The sequence below is a fragment of the Streptomyces sp. NPDC003248 genome, assembly GCF_055563235.1.
Genome location: NZ_JBVHDT010000002.1, coordinates 271,671 through 285,598, shown reverse-complemented (window position 1 = coordinate 285,598; position 13,928 = coordinate 271,671). Strand labels below are relative to the sequence as shown.

General features: G+C 71.2%; 7 protein-coding genes and 1 tRNA gene. 3 read left to right on the top strand and 5 right to left on the bottom strand.

Annotation, left to right across the window (positions count from 1 at the left end; all coding sequences use genetic code 11):
- Window positions 1-200: 200 nt before the first annotated feature.
- Entirely contained in the window at window positions 201-710 is a 510-nt protein-coding gene (locus tag ACZ3KJ_RS06590; protein WP_467525113.1) for a DUF6344 domain-containing protein, read from the top strand.
- Between the two features lie 152 nt (window positions 711-862).
- On the opposite strand, the gene ACZ3KJ_RS06585 is transcribed toward ACZ3KJ_RS06590, so the two are convergent.
- On the bottom strand, window positions 863-1,678 hold the full coding sequence (locus ACZ3KJ_RS06585; protein ID WP_467525112.1) for a lipase family protein: 816 nt from the start codon (window positions 1,676-1,678) through the stop codon (window positions 863-865).
- A 401-nt stretch (window positions 1,679-2,079) separates the two neighbouring features.
- Here ACZ3KJ_RS06585 and ACZ3KJ_RS06580 point away from each other — a divergent pair, with 401 nt between their 5' ends.
- Complete coding sequence (locus tag ACZ3KJ_RS06580) at window positions 2,080-2,844, top strand: glycosyltransferase family 2 protein (protein WP_467525110.1); 765 nt, start codon at window positions 2,080-2,082, stop codon at window positions 2,842-2,844.
- A gap of 675 nt (window positions 2,845-3,519) precedes the next feature.
- On the top strand, window positions 3,520-7,635 hold the full coding sequence (locus ACZ3KJ_RS06575) for an nSTAND1 domain-containing NTPase (protein WP_467525108.1): 4,116 nt from the start codon (window positions 3,520-3,522) through the stop codon (window positions 7,633-7,635).
- A 253-nt stretch (window positions 7,636-7,888) separates the two neighbouring features.
- Here the strand turns inward: ACZ3KJ_RS06575 and ACZ3KJ_RS06570 are convergent.
- From ACZ3KJ_RS06570 to gyrB, 4 genes are all read right to left on the bottom strand, one after another.
- Window positions 7,889-7,965: transfer RNA gene (locus tag ACZ3KJ_RS06570), tRNA-Ile, on the bottom strand.
- Window positions 7,966-8,054: 89 nt separating this feature from the next.
- Window positions 8,055-8,867, bottom strand: a complete 813-nt coding sequence (locus ACZ3KJ_RS06565; protein ID WP_389519013.1) for a DUF3566 domain-containing protein — start codon at window positions 8,865-8,867, stop codon at window positions 8,055-8,057.
- A gap of 18 nt (window positions 8,868-8,885) precedes the next feature.
- Window positions 8,886-11,495, bottom strand: a complete 2,610-nt coding sequence (gene gyrA / locus ACZ3KJ_RS06560) for a DNA gyrase subunit A (protein WP_467525106.1) — start codon at window positions 11,493-11,495, stop codon at window positions 8,886-8,888.
- 42 nt (window positions 11,496-11,537) lie between these two features.
- Window positions 11,538-13,622, bottom strand: coding sequence for a DNA topoisomerase (ATP-hydrolyzing) subunit B (gyrB, locus tag ACZ3KJ_RS06555; protein ID WP_467525105.1), 2,085 nt, complete (start codon window positions 13,620-13,622; stop codon window positions 11,538-11,540).
- Window positions 13,623-13,928 lie beyond the last annotated feature (306 nt).

The following is a 13,928-nucleotide window of genomic DNA, read 5'->3' as shown; positions in this document are numbered from 1 at the left end:
GACCGGAGGGTGATCACCTCTCCACGGAGGGTGATTTCGCCCCACCTGCACCTGCCTCCCATACTTTTCTTCCTTTATGCGGCCATCCGAGTGGTGTTCATCCGAACATCGCGGCGGCGCGAGCGTTGCTCCATCACTTGGCACCCCACATACACATCATGAGGAAAGTACGCAAATCGCTCGACCCGAAAGTGAGGGACATGACCGAGAACCGGGTCATGAAGCTGTGGACCGCCATCGTCACCGCCTTCTTCGCCGTGTGCGCCGCGCTCGGATTCATCACGACGACCGCCACGACGGCGGTGGCACAGACCGAGCCGGCGCGCAACAGCGACAACGGAGGGCGCACCGTCCACCCGGCCGTGCCGGCGGTGTCCCCCTGGGCCTGGCTCCACGCACGGTCACTGCCCCCCACGATGAAACAGCGCATCCGCGCCGAGGCCCACGGCAAGTCGCCCAGCTGCCGCACCCGCCCCCTCCCGGAGGCGGACCCGGCCGAAGCGGCCGCCGAAGCGGCAGGCGAACGGGCCACCGACCCGGCTCCCGGCCCGGACGCCGCCCCGGCAGCCGCACCGGAAGCCTCCCTGGCCGCCGGCCCGGAAGCCTCCCTGGCCGCCGGCCTCGGCGAACCGGCCGAGCCCCGCACGACGCCCTGCGAGCCCGAAGTCCTCCCGCGCGGCGCCAAGGCGCCGATCCCCCTCCAGCGCTGAGGACGCGGCACCCCCACCGACACGATGTAACGGCGACTTGCGTACAGCCTTACAGCGCGCACGAAGCAGGCCCGGCGGCTCCCAGGAGCCACCGGGCCTTCGCCGTGCCCGCCGGACGTCCGTCAGCGCAGGCGGGCCCGGGTCGGCGCGGGTCAGCGCAGGTTCTTCTCCAGCAGGGCGACGTACCGGTCGATGAAGTGGTCGCGGATGCCGTCGCCGGCCGGCGCGAACGGATCCGCAGTGGCGCCCCGCACCTTGTCGGCGAGCAGGCCGACAGCGAGAATGCGGTCGTGCAGCCTGCCGTCGGCGTCGAAGTAGCGGAGGGCCTCGACGTGGCGGAACGGCGTCGGCGGGACCTGGGGCACGATGTCGTTGTTGTTGACGAACCGGAACGTGCGTCCCTTGAGCGCGGTGTCGTAGGCGGTGGCCAGGGTGGCGTCGCAGGTACGCGGCTGGCCGTAGGTGTAGACGCCGTGCGGGGTCAGGTTGGGCGCCTCGAAGTACATGCGCGCGCTGGACAGCATCGCCAGGGCTCCGCCGAGACTGTGCCCGGTGAACCACACCGACTGGCCGTTGTCCTTGTACTCCGCGACCGTCTCGCGGATCTGCGGGTGCACGACGTCGAGCGCACGGTGGAATCCGATGTGCACGTACCCCTTGCCGCCCGGTCCGGGGACGGGCGGGGTGGCGGTGTCGGTGAGCCAGTCGCGGATCTGCTCCGGCTCGGTGCCGCGGAACGCGACGAGGACCATGTGCTCGCTGGCGGCGACGTAGGCCTGGGTGTCCTCGATCGGGAAGGGCATGGTGTGGGGGCACGAGAAGTGGCGGAACCGGTCGAACTTCCACTCGCGGACGAGCCGTTCGGCCTTCTCCGGGGACTGGTACGCGGCACGGGCGGCGTGCGCGAGCCAGTAGGCGTGCGTCGGCGAGTAGCCGGAGGCGGAGTGGTCCAGGGGGGCGACGGACACGGGCGTCTGCCTTTCGACGGCGTGGGGGAGGGGAGAGGAACGGTCCGTGATGCTGGCAGGGCCGCGCGTGCCGCTCCGTGCGCGACATCCGGCCCCACCGGCGGCGCGCGAAGCAGATCAGGGGCGCACGGGTCCGCGCACGGGTCCGCGGACGGGCACGCCTGCGGGTCCGCGGACGGACACGCGTACGGCCCCGTACGGATACGTCCACGGCCCCGTACGGATACGCCCAACGGGACCCGTACGGATACGCCTACGGAACCCGTACGGGTCCGCGCACGGGCCCACGACGTGCCCTTCCACCACAACCCCCGCCGCCGTCACGTGCCCTGACGGCCCATAGGCTGGTCGACCATGACGGAGTCGCCCGTGACCACGCTCCCGGAAAGGTGGTGAGTGCGGTGAGTGCTGCCGTGAGCCGGCGCATCGTCGTCGTCACCGCGGTCCACGCCCCGTCCGCCCCGTACCTGCCGGAGGCCTACGCGTCGCTGTGCGACCAGGAGCTGCCCGACGGCTGGGAGTGGCACTGGGTGGTCCAGGAGGACGGCACCACGGGCGAGATCGCCCCGCACCTGCCGGCGGACGACCCGCGCGTGACCTTCCGTCAGGGGCGCCGCGGTGGACCGGGTGTCGCCCGTACCGTCGCGCTCGCCCACGCCGAGGGCGAGTACGTGAAGGTCCTGGACGCCGACGACCGGCTCGCCCCGGGCGCCCTGGCCCGCGACCTGGCCGCCCTCGAAGGCGACCCGACGATCGGATGGGCGACGTCGCGCGCCCTGGACCTGCTGCCGGACGGCACGACGGCCGGCTTCCCGGACGATCCGCCCGACGGGCCGATCGAGCGCGGTGAGGTGCTCGCCCACTGGACGGCGAACGACTTCCGGGCGCAGGTGCATCCGGCGACCCTGTGCGTACGGCGTGATCTGCTGCTCGCGCTGGGCGGCTGGATGGCACTGCCGGCGTCGGAGGACACCGGGCTGCTGCTGGCGCTCGACTCGGTGAGCCGCGGGTGGTTCTCGGCGGAGGTGGGGCTCCTGTACCGGAAGTGGCACGGCCAGGCCACGGGGCAGGCGGCGCACGTCGACCCGGCCGAACGGGCGGCCCGTACGGCCGTCGTGGCGGCCCGGGCCCGGGCGTTGGCGTCCCTGCGGTGGCGCGGCCCCTGAGGGCTCCCCCTACGTGACGGCGATGGCCTGGGACGGGCACCGCTCGGCCGCGTCCCGCGCCTCCGGTGCGTCAGCGTGACTGCCCTCGGCGCGGCTCCCCCGACCGACCGCGCCCCACGACGGCGCCCCCGACGACGCCCGGACGGCACCCCGACGGAGCCCGGACGGCACCCCGACGGAGCCCGGACGGCACCCCGACGGAGCCCGGACGGCGACCCACCGGCTCCCACACACCGCACCCCACACGCCGCACCGTTCGGCACCGGTCCCTCCCCTCGTGCGGACCGCTGCCGAACGGTGCGGGTGACGTCGGCCCGCGCCGTGGAGGCGTGGACCGAGGTAAGCCGGGAACCCGTGGCCCGGGTGGGGCAGCAGTCCGGTCGGGGGACTGCTTCTCGGGTCCCCGCGCGCTCAGGCGACGGGGGTCGCGACCGTATGGGAATTCTGGCGAAAGTTGGCCGGGAACATGCGGCGCCACGAGCTGCCCGCGACCGCTGTGCTGGTGGCCTGTGCGGGCGTCGTCCGGTTGATGCGCCACTGCGACGCGATCCTGCCATTTTCGGCCCGCGCGGAGGGAGGTTCCGGCGTCCGGTCCTCGGCTTAACCGCAGGTCAGCCGTATAAAGTGAGTTTTCCGGACCGGATGCCGGCTGCGGGGGGAGTAAGGGGTGGAGACTTGGGTTCCGGCTCAGGGGCGCGCACGGCCTTCGCGGAACGTCTCGCACTGCTGTACAGGGAGGCCGGCAACCCGCCGCTCAAGCGCGTGTCCGAAGCGGTCGCCCGCCTTCAGCGGGTCGACGAACGCGGGCGGCCCGTACGGGTGTCCGCCCAGCGGATCAGCGACTGGCGGCGGGCCCGCAACGTGCCCGCACAGTTCGCCGCCCTGGCGGCGGTCCTGCACGTGCTCATCCCCGAGGCGCGCCGCCTGCGTCCCGTACCGGTGTCCACGGGACTCTACGACCTGACCCAGTGGCAGCGCCTGTGGGAGCGCGCGGTGGCCGACCCGGTCGTCGACGGTCCCGAGACGGCCGAGGAGGAACAGCCCCCGGGCGACCCCCCGCCCGTGCCCGGCGGCGTCTGCCCGTACCGGGGGCTGGCCTCGTACCGCCAGGAGGACGCCCGCTGGTTCTTCGGCCGGGAGCGGAGCACGGAGGCCCTGGTCGCCCAGCTCCGCGCGGCCGAGGAGACCGGTGGCCTCGTGATGCTCGTCGGCGCCTCGGGGGCGGGCAAGTCCTCCCTGCTGAGCGCCGGCCTGGTGCCCGCGCTGCGCGACGGCGCGCCGGGCGACGAGGACAGCCGGAGCAGAAAGGTCCTCCACCTCGTACCGGGCGCCGATCCCCTCGCGGAGCTGACCCGCTCCCTCCCGGAACTCGCCCCGGCCCTCCCCGGCCTCACCCAGTCCCCTCCCCACCCGGCCCGGACCGACCCGCCCGTACGGGACACACCGAAGCCGGCGGCGAACGCACCCGGCACCCCGCACTTCGCCCGGACGGTACGCGCCGCCGTCACGGCCTGGGCGACGACGCCCACCGGCCCCACACCCCCCACCCCATCTTCCACCCCATCTCCCGCCCCGTCTCCCACTCCAGCCCCCACCCCGTCCCCCCGCCCGGTCCTCATCGTCGACCAGTTCGAGGAGACCTTCACCCTCTGCCCCGACGAGACGGCCCGGCGGACCTTCATCCAGCTCCTCCACGCCGCCTGCACCCCCGACGCCCCGGGAGAACGGGCCCCCGTCCTCGTCATCCTCGGCATCCGCGCCGACTTCTACGAGCAGTGCCTGGGCTATCCCGAACTGGCCGACGCCCTCCAGCACCGGCACATGGTGCTCGGCCCGCTGACCACCGCGGAGCTGCGCGAGGCGGTCACCGGTCCCGCCAAAGCCGTGGGACTGGAACTCGAGCCCGGTCTCGCCGAGCTGATCGTCCGTGAGGTCAGCGCCGACGGTCCGCGCGGCGCGCACGACGCGGGCGTGCTGCCGCTCCTCTCCCACGCGCTGCTCGCCACCTGGCAGCGGCGGAAGGCGGGCAGACTGACGCTGGCGGGCTACCGCGCGGCCGGCGGCATCCAGGGAGCGGTGGCGGCGACCGCCGAACGCGCGTGGTCCGGACTCGACCCGGCGGCCCGCACGGCGGCACGGCTGCTCCTGCTCCGGCTGGTCCGGTTGAGCGAGGACACCCAGGCCACCCGCCGGCGCGGGACCCGGCGCCAGCTGGCGGCCGAGTCGACGGACCCCGGCAAGACCGAGGAGTCCCTGGAGGCGCTGGTGCGGGCCCGGCTGGTGACGCTCGACGCGGAGACCGTGGAGATCACCCACGAGGCGCTGCTGCACGCCTGGCCGCGACTGCGCGACTGGATCGACGAGGACCGCAACGGCAACCTGCTCCGCCAGCGCCTGGAGGAGGACGGCAGGGCCTGGGAGGAGTCCCGGCGCGACGCGTCGCTGCTCTACCGGGGTTCCCGTCTGGAACAGGCCCGCGCCTGGGCCCGGTCCGCCGACGACACCTATCTGACCCGCGGCGCGGTGGAGTTCCTGGCCGCCTCGGTCAGGCTGCGCAGACGGATCGTCCTGCTCAGCCGTGCCGCGGTGTCGACCCTGGTCGTCCTCGCGATCCTGGCCGTCGGCGCGGCGGTCGTCGCCTGGCAGCAGCGCAACGACGCCGTGTTCGAGCAGGTCGTCGCCGAGGCCGACCGCGTCCAGTACACGGACCCGTCGCTGTCCGCGCAGCTCGACCTGGTCGCACACCGCCTGCGACCGGACGACAAGGGCACCGTCAACCGGCTGATCTCCATCGTCAACGCCCCGCTCGCCACCCCCCTCCTCGGCCACACCGGCGCCGTCTACCTCACCTCGTTCAGCCCGGACGGACGGCTCCTGGCGACCGCCAGCTACGACCGGACCGTACGGCTGTGGGACGTGCACGACCCCGAACGCCCCGAACCGCTCGGCAAGCCCCTCACCGGTCACACCAGTTGGGTGAGCAGCGCCGTCTTCAGCCCCGACGGCCACACCCTCGCCAGCGCCGGCGACGACGGCACGATCCGGCTGTGGGACGTCACCGACCCCAGCCGTCCCAAGCCGCTCGGCGCTCCCCTGACCGGCCACAAGGGCACGATCTACCTGCTCGCCTTCAGCCCCGACGGGGAGACCCTGGCCTCCGCCGGCGAGGACCGCACCGTACGGCTGTGGAACATGTCCGACCCGGCACGGCCGAAGGCGCTGGGCGCGCTGACCGGCCACACCGCCGCGGTGCGGGCGGTGGCGTTCAGTCCCGACGGACGGACGCTGGCGTCCGGCGGTGACGACGACACGGTCCGGCTGTGGGACGTGGCCGAGCCGGACCGGCCCGAGGCGCTCCGTACGCTGACCGGCCACACGGACCTCGTGCACTCCGTGGCGTTCAGCCCCGACGGGCGCGTCCTCGCCAGCGGCGGCGCGGACGACACCATCCGCCTCTGGGACGTCTCCGTCCCCCGCCGTGCCGCCCAGCTCGGGCCGCCGCTCACCGGCCACACGGCCCCGATCTGGTCGGTGGCGTTCAACCCCGACGGCACCATGCTCGCGGCGGCCAGCGCCGACAGCACGGCGAGCCTGTGGAACGTCAGCGACCCGGCGTACCCGTCCCAGGTCGGTGAACCCCTGGCCGGGAGCAGCGGCGAGATGTACGCCCTGGGCTTCAGCCCCGACGGCCGGACCCTCGCCACCGGGAGCGGCGACAGCAAGGTCCGCCTGTGGTCGATCCCGACGTCCGACATGATCGGCCGCAGCGGGGCGTTCCGCCCGGACGGGCGGGTGCTCGCCACGGCCGCGCGCGACGGCAGCGTCCGGCTGTGGAACGTGGAGAGACCGGACCGGCCCGTCCTCCTCAACGAACCCTTCCTGCCGGGCAACGGCGGCCAGCGCTCCCTGCTCTTCTCCCCCGACGGCCGCACCCTCGCCGTGCTCACCGGCAGCCGTTCGGTGTACCTGTGGAACGTCACCGACCCGGCCCGGCCGGTCTCCTACGGCGCTCCCCTCACCCTGCGCACCCGCTTCATGGGCCCCGAGGCGCTCGCGTTCAGCCCCGACGGCCGCACCCTCGCCACCGCCTACGACGACCGCACCCTCCGGCTCTGGGACATCACCGACCCGTCCCGCCCCACCCCCTACGGCGCCCCCCTCACCGGCCACAAGGGCTACGTCAACGCCCTCACCTTCAGCCCGGACGGCCGGACCCTGGCGAGCGCCAGCGCGGACGGCACGATCCGCCTGTGGGACGTGACCGCCCCCCGCCGCGCCGCCCTCCTCGGCACGCCCCTCACCGGGCACCACGGCCCGGTCAACACCCTCGCGTACAGCCCCGACGGCCACACGCTGGCCAGCGGCAGCGACGACGACACCGTCCGCCTGTGGGACGTCACCGAGCCCCGCCGGGCCTCCCGGCTGGGAGCCCCCCTCACCGGGCACACGGAAGCGGTCGTGTCCCTGACCTTCAGCCCGGACGGCCACACCCTGGCGAGCGGCGGCAACGACAACACCGTCCGCCTCTGGAACGTCGCCGACCCCTCCGCGGCGGCCCCCATCGGCCAGTCGATGAGCCCCAACGCCAAGACGGGCAACTTCCTCTCCTTCAGCCCCCAGAGCCCCATGCTCGGCGTCTCGAGCGGCACGGACACCGTGCGGCTGTGGAACCTCGACGTCGACGACGCCATCCGCCACATCTGCGCGACCACCCGCGGCGTCCTGACCGAGGACAAGTGGCAGGAGTACCTCCCCCGCCTCTCCTACGAACCTCCCTGCGACGACTCCTGACAGCGAAGTGATACCCGTCACAACGCCTGGCCGTAGAAGAGAGTTCCTCCCCCCAGGCAACCACCCTTGTTAGCCTTGGCCATAGCCCGGTCGCTGGTGCATCCCCCGTCGCCAGCGACCGGGCCTTCGCATGCCCGGAACCCACCGGGCACCCGACCGCCCCCTGCCCACCGGCACTCACCCACGCGAGGCCGTTGGTGTCAGCCACAGACGCAGAAGACCCCCAACCATGATCGGTTGGGGGTCTTCTCGCTGGTGGGGCTAACAGGATTTGAACCTGTGGCCTCATCCTTATCAGGGATGCGCTCTAACCAACTGAGCTATAGCCCCGCCGCGCTTCCGCGGTGTGTGTCCCGCGCGCTGACTCCTGAAGATTAGCGCACGACCGGGGCAGTCCCAAAATCGGTGGTCGGGGCAGGTCACTCGTCCTCGGCCAGCGTCAGCTCGACGCCGCCCACGAAGCCCGCGGCGAGGTTGTAGATGAAGGCGCCGAGGGTCGCGAGGGCCGTCGCGAGGACGACGTCGATGACCGCGATGATCGACGTGAACATCAGGACGTGGGGGAGCGAGAGGAACGCCTGGAGGTCGAAGCCGTTCGACTCGTTGGAGCCGGTCGCCTGGGAGATCGTGCCGCCGACCGTCGAGAAGACGCCCATCGCGTCCATGACCATCCACAGGACGGCGGCCGCGACGATGGTGCAGATGCCGAGCGCGATGGAGAGCAGGAAGCTCACCTTCATGACCGACCAGGGGTCGGCCTTGGCCACCCGCAGCCGGGCCTTGCGGACCCGGGGCGTGGTGCGGGCGCCGGTCCGCGGACGGCGTACCGCGCCGGCCGGGGCCGGCGTCTGGTACGCCTGCGGTGGGTGGTACGGCCCGGTGGGCTGCTTCTGCTGCCGCTCACCGGGCAACGGGGAGGCCCCCTTCTGGGTCTGCGGGCCTCGGGTGTCCGTCACGGTTCCCCCCTGGGATCCCTGGGATGACTGCGCTCCCTGTCCGTCGGACGAGGGCGAGTCGGCCGGGGACGCCTTGACCGGCTTCAGCTGGGTGGTGTGCGTGTCCGCCCCCCGCCCGTCGGCGCCCCGCGCATCGGTGGGATGCGCGTCCCCCGCCGGCGCGGCGGAGCCACGGCCGCCGTCGTCCGTCGCCTTGCCGGCAGACGTTCCGGTGGAAGGGCCCTCAGAGGTGCCGGCCGGCGTACCGACCGAACCGGCGCCCGTGGCTCCGCTCACGATGACTCACTCCTCGTGCTACTCGGACGAGGGCGCCTCACCCTCGTCCGTGCCGCTGGTCGCGGCGTCCTCGGCGGTCTCGTCGACGACGATGTCGCCGTCGACCTCCTCCGCCTCGCGCCCCGCCTCGGCGTTACGTGCGATGCCGACGACGGCATCGCGCTTGCCCAGGTTGATCAGTTGGACGCCCATGGTGTCACGGCCCGTCTCCCTGACCTCGTTGACTCGCGTACGAATCACACCGCCACCGAGCGTGATGGCGAGGATCTCGTCGGTCTCCTCGACCACCAGCGCGCCGACGAGCGACCCGCGGTCCTCGACGATCTTGGCAGCCTTGATGCCGAGGCCGCCGCGACCCTGGACGCGGTACTCGTCGACGGCGGTCCGCTTCGCGTACCCGCCGTCCGTGGCAGTGAACACGAACGTACCGGGTCGAACGACATTCATCGAGAGCAGTTCGTCGCCCTCACGGAAGCTCATGCCCTTGACGCCCGAGGTGGCGCGGCCCATCGGGCGCAGGGTGTCGTCCGTCGCGGTGAACCTGATCGACTGCGCCTTCCTGCTGATCAGAAGCAGGTCGTCGTCCGCGGAGACCAGCTCGGCGCCGATCAGTTCGTCGTCGGAGCCGTCCTCCCGCTCCCGCAGGTTGATCGCGATCACGCCGCCGGAGCGGGGCGAATCGTAATCCTTCAGCGGCGTCTTCTTGACCAGGCCGGCCTTGGTGGCCAGGACCAGGTACGGCGCGGCCTCGTAGTCGCGGATGGCGAGGATCTCGGCGATCGCCTCGTCCGGCTGGAACGCCAGCAGGTTCGCGACGTGCTGGCCCCGCGCGTCCCGGCCGGCGTCGGGCAGCTCGTAGGCCTTGGCGCGGTAGACGCGGCCCTTGTTGGTGAAGAACAGCAGCCAGTGGTGCGTGGTCGACACGAAGAAGTGGTCGACGATGTCGTCTTCCTTGAGCTTCGTGCCGCGGACGCCCTTGCCGCCGCGCTTCTGTGCGCGGTAGTCGTCCGTCTTGGTGCGCTTGACGTAGCCGCCGCGCGTGACGGTGACGACGATGTCCTCCTCGGCGATCAGGTCCTCGATGGACATGTCACCGTCGTAGGGCACCAGCTTGGTCTTGCGGTCGTCGCCGTACTTCTCGACGATCGCCGCCAGCTCCTCGCTGACGATGCCGCGCTGGCGGACCGGGGAGGCGAGGATCTCGTTGTACTCGTTGATCTTCGCCTGGAGTTCGTCGTGCTCCTGGACGATCTTCCGGCGTTCCAGGGCGGCCAGCCGGCGCAGCTGCATCTCGAGGATGGCGTTGGCCTGGATCTCGTCGATCTCCAGGAGGTCCATCAGGCCCGTGCGGGCGATCTCGACGGTGTCGCTGCGCCGGATCAGCGCGATGACCTCGTCGATGGCGTCCAGGGCCTTCAGCAGGCCGCGCAGGATGTGGGCGCGCTCCTCCGCCTTGCGCAGGCGGAAACGCGTCCGGCGGATGATGACCTCGATCTGGTGCGTCACCCAGTGGCGGATGAACGCGTCCAGCGAGAGCGTCCGCGGCACACCGTCGACCAGCGCCAGCATGTTGGCGCCGAAGTTGGTCTGGAGGTCGGTGTGCTTGTAGAGGTTGTTCAGGACGACCTTGGCGACGGCGTCCCGCTTGAGCACGATCACCAGGCGCTGGCCGGTGCGCGACGAGGTCTCGTCGCGGACGTCGGCGATGCCGCCGATCTTGCCGTCCTTGACCAGGTCGGCGATCTTCTGCGCGAGGTTGTCGGGGTTGACCTGGTAGGGCAGCTCCGTGACCACCAGGCACTGGCGGTTCTGGATCTCCTCGACCTCGACGACCGCGCGCATGGTGATCGAGCCGCGGCCCGTGCGGTAGGCCTCCTCGATGCCCTTGCGGCCCACCACCAGGGCGCCGGTCGGGAAGTCGGGGCCCTTGATGCGCTCGATCAGCGCGTCCAGCAGCTCCTCGTGGGAGGCCTCGGGGTTCTCCAGGTACCACTGGGCGCCGGCCGCGACCTCGCGCAGGTTGTGCGAGGGGATGTTGGTCGCCATGCCGACCGCGATGCCCGCCGAGCCGTTGATCAGCAGGTTCGGGAAGCGGGCGGGCAGGACGGTCGGCTCCTGGGAGCGGCCGTCGTAGTTGTCCGTGAAGTCGACGGTCTCCTCGTCGATGTCGCGGACCATCTCCATCGACAGCGGCGCCATCTTGCACTCGGTGTACCGCATGGCCGCGGCCGGGTCGTTGCCCGGCGAGCCGAAGTTGCCGTTGGAGTCGACGAGCGGCATGCGCATCGCCCACGGCTGCGCGAGGCGGACCAGCGCGTCGTAGATCGAGGAGTCGCCGTGGGGGTGGTAGTTGCCCATGACGTCGCCGACGACGCGGGCGCACTTGTAGAAGCCGCGCTCGGGGCGGTAGCCGCCGTCGTACATGGCGTACAGCACGCGGCGGTGGACGGGCTTGAGACCGTCCCGGACGTCCGGCAGCGCGCGCGAGACGATGACGGACATCGCGTAGTCGAGGTACGAGCGCTGCATCTCCGTCTCGAGCCCGACGGGCTCGATGCGCATGGCGGTGTCACCGCCCTCGTCGCCGGTGGCGGGGCCAGTGGGAAGATTCGGGGTCTCGTCGGCCATTGCTGGTGAGGATCCTTCCTGGTGCGGTCAGCTGAGACCGACTCAGATGTCGAGGAAGCGGACGTCCTTGGCGTTGCGCTGGATGAAGGCGCGGCGGGCTTCGACGTCCTCGCCCATGAGGACCGAGAACAGGTCGTCGGCCTGGGCGGCGTCGTCGAGGGTGACCTGGCCGAGGACGCGGTGCTCCTGGTCCATGGTGGTGATGCGCAACTCCTCGGCGTTCATCTCGCCGAGACCCTTGAAGCGCTGGATCGAGTCCTCGCGGATGCGCTTGCCGCGCTGGCGGCCCAACTCGATCAGGGCGTCGCGCTCACGGTCGGAGTACGCGTACTCGACGTCCTCCCGGCCCCACTTGATCTTGTAGAGCGGCGGGCGGGACAGGAACACGTGACCGGCCTCGACCAGCGGCCGCATGAAGCGGAACAGGAAGGTCAGCAGCAGGGTGTTGATGTGCTGGCCGTCGACGTCGGCGTCCGCCATCAGGATGATCTTGTGGTAGCGGAGCTTCTCGATGTCGAAGTCCTCGTGCACGCCGGTGCCGAAGGCGGAGATCAGCGCCTGGATCTCCTGGTTCTGAAGGATCTTGTCGATCCGGGCCTTCTCGACGTTGAGGATCTTGCCGCGGATGGGGAGGATCGCCTGGTACTGCGGGTTGCGGCCGGACTTGGCCGAGCCGCCGGCGGAGTCACCCTCGACGATGAAGATCTCGCACTTGGTGGGGTCGTTCGACTGGCAGTCGGAGAGCTTGCCCGGCAGGGACGCCGACTCCAGCAGGCCCTTGCGGCGGGTGAGGTCACGGGCCTTGCGGGCCGCCACGCGCGCGGTGGCCGCCTGGATGCCCTTGCGGATGATGTCCGCCGCCTCGTTCGGGTTGCGGTCCAGCCAGTCGTTGAGGTGCTCGTAGACCGCCTTCTGGACGAAGGTCTTGGCCTCGGTGTTGCCCAGCTTGGTCTTGGTCTGGCCTTCGAACTGGGGTTCGCTCAGCTTGACCGAGATGATCGCGGTCAGACCCTCGCGGATGTCGTCACCCGTGAGGTTGTCGTCCTTCTCCCGCAGCAGCTTCTTGTCGCGCGCGTACTTGTTGATCAGGTTCGTCAGCGCGGAGCGGAAGCCCTCCTCGTGGGTGCCGCCCTCGTGCGTGTGGATGATGTTCGCGAACGAGTAGACGCCCTCGGAGTAGCTGCTGTTCCACTGCATCGCGACCTCGACGGACAGCTGCCTGTCCTTGTCCTCGGCCTCGAGGTCGATGACGGAGGGGTGCACCACGTCGCCCTTGCGGGAGTTGAGGTACTTCACGAAGTCGACGATGCCGCCCTCGTAGTGGTACGTGACGGTCTTGACTTCGTCCTTCTCGTCGGCGCCCGCCTCGTCCGCACCGGCCACGGCCTTCGCCGACTCGCGCTCGTCGGTGAGTTTGATCTTCAGACCCTTGTTGAGGAACGCCATCTCCTGGAAGCGCCGCGAGAGCGTCTCGAAGGAGTACTCGGTGGTCTCGAAGATGTCCGGGTCGGCCCAGAAGGTGACCGAGGTGCCGGTCTCCTCGGTGGCCTCGTGCTGGGCGAGGGGCGCGGTGGGGACGCCCATCTTGTAGTCCTGCGTCCAGCGGTGGCCGTCGGTCCGGACCTCGACGGAGACCTTGGTCGACAGCGCGTTCACGACGGAGACACCGACGCCGTGCAGACCGCCGGAGACCGCGTAGCCGCCGCCGCCGAACTTGCCGCCCGCGTGCAGCACGGTCAGCACGACCTCGACGGCCGGCTTGCCCTCGGAGGGGACGATGCCCACCGGGATGCCACGGCCGTTGTCGACGACGCGCACTCCGCCGTCGGCCAGGATCGTCACGTCGATCGTGTCCGCGTGGCCGGCCAGCGCCTCGTCGACGGAGTTGTCGACGACCTCCTGCACGAGGTGGTGCAGGCCGCGCTCACCGGTGGAGCCGATGTACATACCGGGTCGCTTGCGGACCGCGTCCAGACCCTCGAGGACGGTGATGGCGCTGGCGTCGTACGAGGCCGTGACCTCGCCGTTCGAGGTCACGGCCTCGGCGTTGGCGCCGGCGTCGGTGGACGGGATGTTCTCGTTGGGGTTGCCGGAATCGGCCACGAAGCGCCCTTTCTGGCACAGCACGAGCCGAGCTCTGGGGGGTCCCCCCGCTGGTGGAGGGTCGCCGGAGCGGCTGCGGCATGTTGCGTGGGTAAGCCTTGATCAGCGTTGCTCAGCTTGTCCCGGACGGTCCCCACGTTTGGGGGCGGGATTGGCTTCCAGTCTACCGGTAGCGCCGACAGTGATGGGGGTTTGCCGGTACCTGAGTCCGCATGTGCCGCCCTCAACCGGTCTCGCCCGACTCCCGATATACGGATGGGGGCTCCAAGAGGCTCACGGAGGCACTCAGCGCTTCCGGGTGTCAACCCTTGGCTACCGCACAGTCACGTC